This window comes from Nocardia glycosmidis, assembly GCF_052545115.1.
On record NZ_JBQWRH010000019.1, the window covers coordinates 119,354 to 130,588 of the forward strand.

The following is an 11,235-nucleotide window of genomic DNA, read 5'->3' on the forward strand; positions in this document are numbered from 1 at the left end:
TCGGGTATCTCCTTCTGTTTCTGCCGCCCGGTTCAGAGGCTCAGGCCACCGTCGACCGGAATAGCCACGCCCGTAACGTAAGACGATGCGTCACCGGCGAGAAAGACTGCGACTGTGGCGATTTCGTCGGCGGCGCCGCGACGACGCAGAGCGGTGCCGGCGGCGATCCGGTTCAGGCTCTCTTCGCTGACGTGCTCCACCAGCAACGGGGTCTCGATCGGGCCGGGCAGGATGGCATTGACCCGAATGTGATGGACACCGAGCTCGGCCGCAGCACTCCGCGTGAAGCCCACGACACCGGCCTTGGACGCCGCATAGGCGCTCATCTCCGGGTGAGCGTGAATGGCCGCGACCGATGCGGTGTTGATAACCGAGCCGCCGCCCGCGTTCTTCATCAGCGGCACGGCAAGTTTCGTCGCAGCGATGACAGCGCGCAGATTCACCGTCCACATGAGGTCCATCTGCTCCACCGACATCCGGTCGAGTTCGATGTGCCGCTGATCCGTCGGTCCCGCCGTACCCGCATTGTTGAACAGCACATCGACCTTGCCGAAGCGCTCGTTCACCGCCGCGAACAGGGCCTCGAGGTCCTCGATCTTGGAAACGTCCGCGCGGAACGGAATCACCTTCTCGCCCAGCTCGTCGGCGATCGCCTTCTCGGACCCGTTGTAATCGACGGCGTAGACGCGTGCCCCCGCCTCGGCGAATCTGCGCACGCTGGCCGCGCCCATTCCCGAGCCACCGCCGGTGACGATGGCGACCTTATCTTGCAAAGGGGAAGTCGTCGTGCTCATACCATCTCTCTCACGCAACTCGGAGGTACATGACACGAGCCGATAACCCCGATATTTCGAATTACACGTCGACTCGTGGAATACAGGCCTCGTAGGAGAGGCCCACAGAACTAGTGGCGCCCGGCGACCGCGAACCTCAGCGTCGTCGGAGTTTGCTGGAACGGCGCACCGTAGAACTCGGACTCCGCGATATCGAAGTCGTCCCAGAACTCCAGGATTCCGTTGAGCAACTCTTCCTGCTCGATGGTGGAGATCATTCGTCCCACGCACGAATGACGACCGTTACCGAAGGAGAACGACGGGCGCTCGCGCTCCGCCAGGACGTCGAGCTGCCGTGGCCGCTCATAGACGGCCGGGTCGTTGTTCGCAGCGAAGACCCCGAGGAATACCGGCACAAACGCGTCGACATGAACGCCGTGGAACTCGAGATCCCGCTCCGAGTAGCGGCTGCTCGTCTGCACGGCCGGGTTGTATCGATACAGCTCGGGCACGGCGATCGAGACCGCTTCCGGGCGCTGCTGCAGCCGCCTCCACTGGTCCTTGTTCTCAGCGAGGGCGACCAGGTTGCACGCCATCTGCGCACGCGTGCTGTCCACGCTGGCGATGATCAGCGTCATCAGGATACGGACCGTATGGTTCCGCGTGATCGTTCCCTCACGCTCCGCTTGCAACAGCGCCGAGGTGACATCTGCCCCCGGGGTGCTCAGCTTGTGGTCGATGAGGTCCTCGAGCCAGGTCAGCGTCGCCAGGACCGCACCTTCCACGGTGTCGTGGACGGTGGGGTCGTACGACGGGAACTTGAGGATGTCGCCGGACATCCGCGAGATGAACGGCGCGTGTTCCGGATCGGCGCCGACGAGCTGCGTGAACACCACCGACGGCAGCTCGGCTCCGAGCTCAGTGGCGAAATCGACTGTACCGCTGGAGTTGTCGCGGAGCCACTGATCCACGGACGCACGGATGTCAGAACGAAATTTCTCGACGTTCTCAGCGATGAACCACGGCTGAAACGCCCGGCGCATCTGCCGGTGCTCAGACCCTTCGGTCGAGGTGGTCATGCCGGCCAGGGCATCGTAGACCGGGCCCTCACTGAAGCCGATCGCCGCCATCTTGGCCTCGGTCGAATTCCGCAGATCCTTCGAGCGGAAGGCCTCGGCAACCAGTGGATAACTCAAGATCTCGAGCCCCCGGGAGCTGCGGGCGAGACCGTCGGGGTAGAGGTTCCAGTCGATCGACCCCGGTAGCTCGTCGAAGTGCTCGGGGTTCATAATGTCGAGCTCTGGCAAGTCTTCGAGTCGCATGACACTCCTAGAATCACGGTATTTCGTGATATTAAACGACAAGTCGCGATGTGACAATAGCCACTTTGCAGCCCGGGCCGTCCGGACCCGTCGTTACCGCGGCCCGCGTCCAGGCGCGTCACGGTTCACGAACGAGCGCACATCCGAAGGCTGCCATTGCTCCCAGTCCACGCCGAGCTCGCGGCGGACGATCCGCCAGCTGCCGTCACGCAACTCGAAGTCGTCCAGGTACCGCCCACCGGTCCACAAGACCTCCTCGGAGCCATGCGTATGACCGCTCCACGGCCCGTCGCCCGGGGTCTCGGCGGCAATGCGATGGAAGGCGAGCAGATAGCTCACCGCGCGCGCCTCATGCCCTCGGACCTCGACCGTCTGATTGACGACGAAGTGCTCAGTCAGCACGCACCCGCGCAGGAATCGAAATCCGCGCGCGACGAAATCGTCGACGCTGCCCTCGAATTGCCCGAGCACACATCGGGCGTCGGGATGGAACACAGCGCGAAAGGCCGCTTCGTCCTGGCGGTCGGCCGCCCGGCAATAGTTCTGGAGCTGCTCCTGGATGGCCACCCTGGCGACGAGCCGATCCAGCTCATCTTGGCCGGCGAACGTCGTCACTGCCACGCCTCGTTCCACGGTCGCAGGTCCATCCGATGCGTCCACGCCGAGCGAGGCTGGACGGCCAGCTGCCAGTAGGCCTCGGCGATCGCGTCGATACTGATCATGCTGTCCGGCCCGCGTGAAGCCTCCGCGTCAGGAAATGCCCGCCGCATCCGCTCTCCCCCGATCGGCCCATCGGGAACAACTGTCGCGACATGGACCCCCTGGGAACTGAATTCGCGCGCGAGCGCTTGCGTGACCGCCATGAGCCCGAACTTCGCAACGGCGTAGGCCGTCTGTTTCGGGCGAGCGACTTCGCTGGACTTGCTACCTGTCAGCAGGATGACGCCCCCACGGCCCGCCATCCTGCGCGCGGCCTCACGCCCCACAACCAAGCCTCCGAGGCAGTTGATCCGCCACACCGACTCGACAAAATCGGCATCCATGTCCAGGATGCTCTTCTTCGACTGGGCGCCGCCGGCGTTGTAGACGGCGACGCCGAGCCTTCCCAGGCTGTCGACGCGGTTCACACACTCGAGCAGGCTCGCCTCCGAAGAGGCGTCGGCCACGACCGCGGTCGCCACTCCGCCATCGGCTTCGATCTGCTCGACAACCCCCTGCAGCGTCTCCTGCGTGCGGCCCGTCACCACAACGTGAAGCCCTTCCCGGGCGAACCTTCGGGCGAGCGCACCACCTGTGCCCTCCAGGGCACCCACTCCGACGATCCATGCAACTGTTCCCGGCGGCGGGGCGCCCCCCGCTGCCGGCCAACGATCCATCGCCACGTCGCTGGTGCCGCCCAATCCAATCACCTCTCGCCTTGATCCCACGAACCAGCTCATCACCGGGCCGGGCCTTACTGCTCGCCCGTTACGGCGGCAACGAGCGCCGTCAGTCGCGTTCGCCCAGCACGAGGTCTGCCGCCTTCGCACCGATCAGGAGCGCCGGAGCGTTCGTGTTGCCCGAAGGCAGGGTCGGCATGACCGACGCGTCGGCCACCCGCATTCCCTTCATGCCACGCACACGGAGTTCGGCGTCGACCACGACTTCAGCATCGTTCAGGCTGCCCATCCGGGCGGTGCCCGCCCAGTGCGCACAGTTCTGAATCTTGTCCGCCAGGAAGGCGCGCCAATCGTCGTCGGTCTGCACCTCGGTCCCGGGATAGTCCTCGTCCTTGACGATCGAGCTCATCGGGCCGCCGTCGGTGAAGATCCGACGGACCTGCCGACAGGATGCGATGGTGTCGGTGACGTCCTGCCGTACAGCGAGGTACTGCAGGTCGATGATCGGCAGCACGTCGGGGTCGGTCGACGTCACAGTGACGGTTCCACGGGCCCGTGGGTGCAACAACGACAGCAGCGCCGAAACAACGGACGCCTTGGAGAGCCGCACGTTCTGCTTGCCCGTACTCCCGTCGGGCCGAAGCGCGAGCGACAACGGAGCGAACATGACCTGATAGTCCGGCCGGCCACGGGTCGCACCGTCGAGACGGCCGAAGAGCACAGCGTTGGCCAGCGGCGCGACCGCCGGCCCTCGGCGATGCACGACGAACTGGTATGCACCACGCACCATGCCGAGTGGCGTCGCCTCCTGGTTGAGCGTCCGCTGCGTCACCTGGTACTGAAGGCGAATACTGGTGTGCTCCTGAAGGTTTCGCCCCACACCGGGAACGTCGGCGACCAGCGGCACCCCGAGCGACCGCACTGCCTCGGGCGCACCGATCCCCGACCGGAGAAGCAGTGCGGGTGTGCCGACAGCCCCGGCCGAGAGGATCACCTCCCGATTGACGTGGGCGCGTTCAACCACCCCGAGCCTGCGGTACTCGATGCCAGTGGCGCGATCACCCTCGGTGATCACCTTCAGTACGGTGGCGTTCTTGAGGATCGTCAGATTCTTATTCCGCCGCGCGGCGGGGTGCAGGAAGGCGCGCGCGCTGGTCTGCCGCAGTCCGTTGCGTTGCGAGAGCTGCGACCACGCGACGCCGAGCGATTCGTCCGCGTTGTAATCGTCGTTGTACGGGTAGCCCGTCTGTTGCGCGCCCGCAACGAATTTCGCGGCCACGGCATGGTCGAGACGAACCCGGGAAACGTACTGGGGGCCGCTCGTTCCACGCAGCGGCCCGTGGAAGTCCGTACTCGTCTCGATCTCACGCATAAGCGGGAGCAGCGCCTCGTAGTCCCAGCCGTCGGCGCCGAGCTCGGCCCATTCGTCGAAATCGTCGCGATGTCCGCGAACCCACAACATCGCGTTGACAGCACTGCCGCCACCCAAGACCTTGCCGGACGCCCATAGATCGCGCCGGCCGTTGCGGGTGAGGTCCGGCTCGGTCTGGTACATCCAATAGTTTTTCTTGGGCATCTTCATCATGCCCGCGGGAAGCAGTATCTGCGGCTGGATGTCGCTACCGCCGGCGTCGATCGCAAGAACGCGGTGCCCCTTGTCCGAAAGCTTTGCGCTCAGAACGGCTCCAGCGGATCCCAATCCCACGACGATGTAGTCGAACGTCGACTCCGACACGTAGACACCTCTTTCAGGAGCAGCGGCCAGCCGCATCGTTCGCTGCTCGACTTGACCTGATCCCGCGAGCGGTATGCGGTCGAACTGGCGTGGGGCTCCCTAGCAACCTACCTCAGACTACGACTGATCGCTATCATTATCGAAATTTCGTTCACCGGATGACGTAGCCACCGTCGATTGGTAGCGATACACCAGTGGCGAAAGATGCGGCAGGAGAACAAAGCCACACCGCGGCATCGGCGATCTCCTGAGGGCGACCGATTCGGCCCATCGGATGACCGGCGATCACCGGTTCCATGAGTTCAGGGCTCAGATCTCGGTTGATCGGAGTCTCGATCACCCCTGGGCAGATCGCGTTGACCCGGATCCCTTTCCGGGCGTAATCCAGTGCAGCGGCCTTGGTCAGGCCGAGCACTCCATGCTTGGAGGCGGAGTAGCCGGCCATATCGTAGACACCGACCAGTCCGGCGTCGGAAGAGATATTGACGATGGCTCCCGCTCCTTGGCCGACCATCACCGCGAGCTGATACCGCAAACTCAAGTACACCCCGCGCAGATTGATCGCGATCACCCGGTCGAATCCGGCAACCACCGACTCCGCCATGGGGGCGGGCTCCGGATCGATGATCCCCGCGCTGTTGACCGCGGCATCTATTCCACCGTAGTCGGTGACACAGGACTCGACCGCGGCGGCAACCTCGGTCTCGCGGCTGACATCGCACTGCACGAACGAGGCCACGCCCCCGGCCCGGACGATCTCCTCGACAGTGCTCTGGGCACCAGCGGCGTCGATATCCGCGACCTTCACCGAGGCACCGGCTGTGGCAAACGCGATCGCGCAGGCACGACCCAGCCCCGATCCCGCGCCGGTCACGAATGCTGCTTTACCGGTGAACATCTTCTCGACGGACATGCAAACTCCTTTCCCGGCCCGCGGCCGGGTATTTCTCGACAGAAACTCTGCACCGATCTCCCACCGAGCCGAGCTCAACCGGATCTCAACTGCTTTCCGTGTGCCGCTGTCATTGCCAAGGCGGTGATGAGTACGAAACCGGTGAAGACATCCGCGGCCCACGGTGGTGCCGCCACCAACGCCAATCCGGTAGTTCCCGTCCCCAGCACGATCACCGCGACAACCGTCCCCCATGCGTTGAACCTGCCCATCTTCAGCTGTGTGGCGCCGAGAAACGCCGCCGCGAATGCAGGCAGGAGATAAGGAGTTCCGGCGGTCGGTGATCCTGACGAAAGGACCGACGCCAGCGCTGTACCCGCCCAGCCGGCAACCGTCGCGGAGACGATCAGGGAGCAGAACCGGAGCCGGGTCGTGGGCACACCGGCCAACCGGGCCGCGTCGGCATTGAACCCTGTGGCATACAGTTTGCGCCCGAGCGGGGTATGTTCCAGCATGTACCACAGCACAATCGCGGCGACGAGCATATAGATCACCGGCATGGTGAATCCGAACACCTGCCGCTGGCCAATCTCGGCAAACCCCTCACCGAGCCGGCTACCCTGAATGCTCTCCTCCTTCGTGATGACAATGATGAGAGCTTGGACAAGGGAACCGGTACCCAATGTCGCGATCAGCGATTCGACTCCGAGAACGATGACGACGAACGCGTTGAGCAACCCGACGGCGCCGGCCGCGAGCAACGCAACCGAGGCGGCCAACCAGACCGGCTTGCCGTCGACCACGAGACGGGTGGCCGTGACCCCGGCCAGCGACATGGTGAACGCGAAAGAGAGATCGAAGACTCTGGTGGCCAGCGGCACGCACAGTGCCAGCGCTGCAAGCCCGATGACCGCGTTGGCGTTCAGCACCTGACGGATCGTGTCCGGATGCGGAAAAGTAGCAGGCGCCCATACCGAGAACAACACGACAATGACCACGAGCAGGTAGACGGCACTGATCCGCCGCACCGAGAGGGCATGCCACCACGGGGAACGCTCGATAGCGCCGCCGGAAGCCGATCTCGCCGGGACACGGGCCGGACGCCGGGTATCAGTGTTCATCGGTTATCTCCTCGACCGAGCTGAGCAGGGTGGCTTCGTCGATGGCTGGTCCTACGAGTTCGCGGGCAGCGGAGCCGCCTCGCACTACAATGACCCGGTTGCACAGCGCGACCAGATCCGCGGGGTCGGTCGAGATCATCAGGACCGTCAACCCACGTGCGCACCGCTCGCGCAGCAGGTCGTATATCGCCCGCCGGGATTCGATATCCACTCCCGCGGTCGGCTCGGACAGCAGCAGTACATCCGGCCGTGCCAACAGGCAACGCCCGATGACGACTTTCTGCTGATTGCCGCCGGACAGCGTCAGGATCGCGGCGGCCGGCGACCGTGCGATGAGTCCGACCGCGCGACTCCAGTCCCGGTACGCGTCCAGTTCGCCGGCTCGATCGAGGGGTAGCCACCCGTAATCGTCGACAACGGAGAGAGTCAGATTTTCCCGGACGTCGAACCCGGCGATGATCCCGTGGTGGATCCGATCAGCGGGAACGATCGGGAGTCGGTGACGAGCGATCAGCGCTCCGGTGCACCAGGGCTGTTCGCGATCACCGTACCGAACACGGCCCGCATCGGGCCGAAGTTGTCCGGCGAGCACGTCGAGCACATCGTGGGCGCCGGAGCCGGGCAGCCCGGCGAGGCCGACGATCTCGCCCCTGTGAAGCTCCAGATCGAAGCCCTGCAGGAGATTTGTGCTCAGCCCCTCGACCGCCAGTACCGATACGGCCCCAGGTCCGGGCCCCTGGTAGCCCCCGGACTCGCCGACTCCCGAGCCCGCCACGAGTTCGGCCAGGTCACGTCTGGTCAACCCGGCAGCACCGCGGGTCGCGACCCGGTGACCGTCGCGCAACACGGTGACCCGGTCGGCGATGGTCAGCACTTCGTCCAGCCGATGCGAAACGTACAACACCGCGATCCCCTGATCGCGCAACCGGCGCACGATATCCAACAACCGCTCGCTCTCATGATGCGGGAGCACCGCGGTCGGTTCGTCCAGGACGAGCAGCGACGCACCGTCGCTGAAGCCGGAGACCGCGAACGCGATCGCCACCAGCACCCGTTCTACCGGGGTGGCTTCGGACAGCGGCCTGACGACGTCGATGTTCAGGTCGAACCGCCCGAGGGTATCCATGGCGCGGCGCCGCATCCGTTTCCAATCGACCAGTCCCACACCACGGGTCTCGAATCCGGAGAGGAGTGCGAGATTGTCGACAACGTTCATCTCCAGTACCAGACCCGGGTCCTGGTGCACCACGTGGAGGTTCGGGCGCCGGGCGACCGAGGCCCGCCCGATATCCACTGCTCGACCGTTGTACCAGGCCCGAGTCGGTGGGTCTGCCGCGTACACACCGGCCAGTACTTTGATCAGAGTAGATTTCCCTGATCCGTTCTGCCCGAGCAGAGCGTGCACTTCTCCGCCGCGCACGTCGAGATCCACGTCAGCGAGCGCGGCCACGCCCCCGAAACGCTTGGTGAGACTGCGGAACCTGAGCAACGGCTCCGAGCCGGTACCGCCCGGAGTAGCTGTTGTCGAGCCGAGATCTGCCGGAGTTCGCACCCGATCAGCCTGACCGAACCGAGAGTCCCTCAAAAGTGCGGCAGATGACCCGAATTGGGTGGTTCCACAACGGCGGAGTACCCCGCTGACGCCGCGCGGGCGCCTTTCCCACCTCGGTGGCGCCGGATGTTTGTAGGCGACGACAAGTCCCTGAGAACGGATCATCCGTGGCGCCCCGCACGGTTCCTACGCTCCAGCGGAGCCGAACCTGCGAGCAGACGCACGACGCGCGGTATCGCGGTGGTCGCTGTCGGATATCGGATCGGAGACACAGTGAATCGTTGGTATCGACGGACAATTACAGGCACGGTCGTCTCCGCATTGACGATCTCGCTGCTCACGGCGTGCGCAACGACGAGTTCGGAATCCGGCGAGATGCCCCCGGGTGATGGCGTCGCGTGGGCTGCTTCCGTGACTGCGCGAGCATTCCAGCGGCCCACCACGATCCCGATAGATCAGCCGATCGCGGCGCCGATACCGGCCGGCAAACGAATTGCTTATATCGACTGCGGGTTGGCTACCTGCACCTCATACGTCCCGGTGATCGAGGAGGCCGTGGCCTCGTTCGGCTGGTCGGTGACCAGCATCTCCACCGACGGCTCACCCGCCGGTATCAAGAATGCCTGGACGAGCATATTTCGCCAGAATTACGACGGTGTGATCTACGCCGCCGTAGAACGCAGCGTTATCGACAACGAACTCCGGGAGGCGCAGCGGCGCGGTATTCCGGTCGCTGCACTGAACGTGATGGAGGAGGCGACCGACGGCATCACGTTCATCGCCGGTGATCGCACCGCGGCCCGCGGGTACGGAGAGGTCGCCGCCGCCTACGTCGTCGCGGAAAGCGGCGGTCGCGGAAAGGCAGTCGTATTCAATGTGCCGGGTGTCCCGATCATCGGCCCGATCACAGCAGCGTTCCAGCAGTCGGTACACGATGAATGCCAGGCCTGCGACTCCGAGACAGTCGATATCCCGGTCTCGGCGATCGGGAAGGATGCGCCGGATCGGATCGCCGCGTATCTGAGGTCTCATCCCCGAGTCGAGTACGTCTTTCTCACCGCGGGGGGACTCGTACCCGGGCTGCCGGCGGCCCTGCGCGCCGTCGGGATCCGCGACAAGCACCTCCTTACCCCGAGCTCTGATCCCGCTGTCATGGACATGGTCGCGAAGGGGGATATCGACGCGGCCGTCTCGTTCGACAGCTACGGCTATTTCTACGCTATGGCCGATGCGCTCGCGCGGTTCTTCGCGGGGGTGCCGCAGATCAACCGGGTCTCAGTGCAGAACTGGATCATTCGCCGAGATGACGTCATGAGCCGGACCGAACGATTCCCCTTCGTAGCCGATATGCGCGAACAGTACGCCGTCCTGTGGGCGAGAAAGTAACCATCACATTCATCGAGAGGAAACAACACCATGTCGTCCAGTTTCGAATCAAAGGTCGCCATTGTCACCGGTGGCGGCACCGGAATTGGTGGCGCCACTGCTCGCCGACTGAGCGCTGAGGGAGCGAGGGTCGTAGTCGTCGACGTCAACGCCGACGCGGCGAACAAAACCGTCGCCGGTCTGGTCGGTGCAGGGGTCGCGGTGGTCGCCGACGCGGCCACCCCCGAAGGCGTCGAACATTACATTCGGGTTGCGCTGGATCGGTTCGGCCGGATCGATCTGGCCCACCTCAATGTCGGGGTGGGCAATAATCCCGGTTTTACTGGCGATATCGAGGTAGCCGACTACGACCGGGTCCTCGGTATCTCACTCCGCGGGAACTTCCTGGGCCTGCGCGCGGTGATCCGGCAGTTCCTCGAACAAGGCGAGGGTGGCTCGATCGTGCTCACCTCATCTCTTGCCGGGGTGGGCGGCGGTGTCGGTGCCGCGCCCTACACCGCGGCCAAACACGGTGTGGTGGGACTCGCGAAGACCGCCGCGGCCGAATACGGCACCCACGGCATCCGGGTAAACGCGCTGTGCCCCGGATTCGTCGACACCGACCTGCTGCGTAACGACCTCGACTTCGACGGCGGCGGCGCCGAACGCCGCAAGGGAATCGAAGCGCGAATACCGCTCGGACGCTTCGCTCAGCCGGACGAGATCGCCGCGGCCGCGGTGTGGTTGCTCAGTGCCGACGCCGGCTACGTCTCCGGCACGACGATCGTGGTCGACGGGGCGCTGACCAGCGCGGTCTGATAAAGACCGTGCGGAATACCATTACGGACGACGGCGTCCGGCGAATCCGCTACTCGCGGATTCGCCGGACGCTCCCGAGGTCAGCTCTGCAGACCGTATTCCAAGGCAGCCAGCCGCAACGCCAGATATTTCGAGTAGGTGCGTGACATCGCCATGTTCCCGCCGTGGGTCCACAGGCCGGGATGGCCGGAATCGCTCCAGAGCGAACCGATCTCGCCCCGCTCCTCATCGATTCCCCAGATCGGCTTGCACTGTTCGGCCACTTCGTCGCCGAGCA

10 protein-coding genes and 1 pseudogene are annotated in these 11,235 nt (G+C 64.7%); 2 read left to right on the top strand and 9 right to left on the bottom strand.

Features of this window, described 5'->3' with window-relative positions:
* Positions 1–32: 32 nt before the first annotated feature.
* From ACT86A_RS22550 to ACT86A_RS22585, 8 genes are all read right to left on the bottom strand, one after another.
* Entirely contained in the window at positions 33–794 is a 762-nt protein-coding gene (locus tag ACT86A_RS22550; protein ID WP_445094182.1) for an SDR family NAD(P)-dependent oxidoreductase, read from the bottom strand.
* Positions 795–904: 110 nt separating this feature from the next.
* The gene (locus ACT86A_RS22555) at positions 905–2,095 is read right to left on the bottom strand and encodes a cytochrome P450 (RefSeq protein WP_445094183.1); all 1,191 of its coding nucleotides are present in this window, start codon (positions 2,093–2,095) and stop codon (positions 905–907) included.
* A gap of 93 nt (positions 2,096–2,188) precedes the next feature.
* Positions 2,189–2,710 carry a nuclear transport factor 2 family protein gene (locus tag ACT86A_RS22560; protein WP_445094184.1) on the bottom strand — a complete coding sequence of 174 codons (522 nt, stop codon included), beginning with the start codon at positions 2,708–2,710 and terminating at the stop codon, positions 2,189–2,191.
* Positions 2,707–3,408: an SDR family NAD(P)-dependent oxidoreductase gene (locus ACT86A_RS22565; RefSeq protein ID WP_445094185.1), complete on the bottom strand. Its 702-nt coding sequence runs from the start codon at positions 3,406–3,408 to the stop codon at positions 2,707–2,709. The genes ACT86A_RS22560 and ACT86A_RS22565 overlap by 4 nt, the downstream gene beginning before the upstream one ends.
* Before the next feature lie 175 nt (positions 3,409–3,583).
* Complete coding sequence (locus ACT86A_RS22570) at positions 3,584–5,209, bottom strand: GMC family oxidoreductase (protein WP_445094186.1); 1,626 nt, start codon at positions 5,207–5,209, stop codon at positions 3,584–3,586.
* Between the two features lie 151 nt (positions 5,210–5,360).
* Positions 5,361–6,122, bottom strand: coding sequence for a glucose 1-dehydrogenase (locus ACT86A_RS22575; RefSeq protein ID WP_445094187.1), 762 nt, complete (start codon positions 6,120–6,122; stop codon positions 5,361–5,363).
* Positions 6,123–6,196: 74 nt separating this feature from the next.
* Entirely contained in the window at positions 6,197–7,222 is a 1,026-nt protein-coding gene (locus tag ACT86A_RS22580; RefSeq protein ID WP_445094188.1) for an ABC transporter permease, read from the bottom strand.
* Entirely contained in the window at positions 7,212–8,774 is a 1,563-nt protein-coding gene (locus ACT86A_RS22585) for a sugar ABC transporter ATP-binding protein (protein WP_445094189.1), read from the bottom strand. The genes ACT86A_RS22580 and ACT86A_RS22585 overlap by 11 nt, the downstream gene beginning before the upstream one ends.
* Before the next feature lie 411 nt (positions 8,775–9,185).
* On the opposite strand from ACT86A_RS22585, the gene ACT86A_RS22590 reads away from it, so the two are divergent.
* Both ACT86A_RS22590 and ACT86A_RS22595 read left to right on the top strand, forming a co-directional pair.
* Positions 9,186–10,160, top strand: a complete 975-nt coding sequence (locus ACT86A_RS22590; RefSeq protein WP_445094190.1) for a sugar ABC transporter substrate-binding protein — start codon at positions 9,186–9,188, stop codon at positions 10,158–10,160.
* A gap of 30 nt (positions 10,161–10,190) precedes the next feature.
* Positions 10,191–10,958: an SDR family NAD(P)-dependent oxidoreductase gene (locus ACT86A_RS22595; RefSeq protein ID WP_445094191.1), complete on the top strand. Its 768-nt coding sequence runs from the start codon at positions 10,191–10,193 to the stop codon at positions 10,956–10,958.
* 80 nt (positions 10,959–11,038) lie between these two features.
* Here the strand turns inward: ACT86A_RS22595 and ACT86A_RS22600 are convergent.
* Positions 11,039–11,235, bottom strand: a pseudogene (locus tag ACT86A_RS22600) (flavin-containing monooxygenase); the annotation flags it as partial.

Coding starts and splice junctions, on each gene's coding strand:
- ACT86A_RS22550 (WP_445094182.1), bottom strand. CDS start 794: ATGAGCACGACGACTTCCCCTTTGCAAGATAAGGTCGCCATCGTCACC.
- ACT86A_RS22555 (WP_445094183.1), bottom strand. CDS start 2,095: ATGCGACTCGAAGACTTGCCAGAGCTCGACATTATGAACCCCGAGCAC.
- ACT86A_RS22575 (WP_445094187.1), bottom strand. CDS start 6,122: ATGTCCGTCGAGAAGATGTTCACCGGTAAAGCAGCATTCGTGACCGGC.
- ACT86A_RS22580 (WP_445094188.1), bottom strand. CDS start 7,222: ATGAACACTGATACCCGGCGTCCGGCCCGTGTCCCGGCGAGATCGGCT.
- ACT86A_RS22595 (WP_445094191.1), top strand. CDS start 10,191: ATGTCGTCCAGTTTCGAATCAAAGGTCGCCATTGTCACCGGTGGCGGC.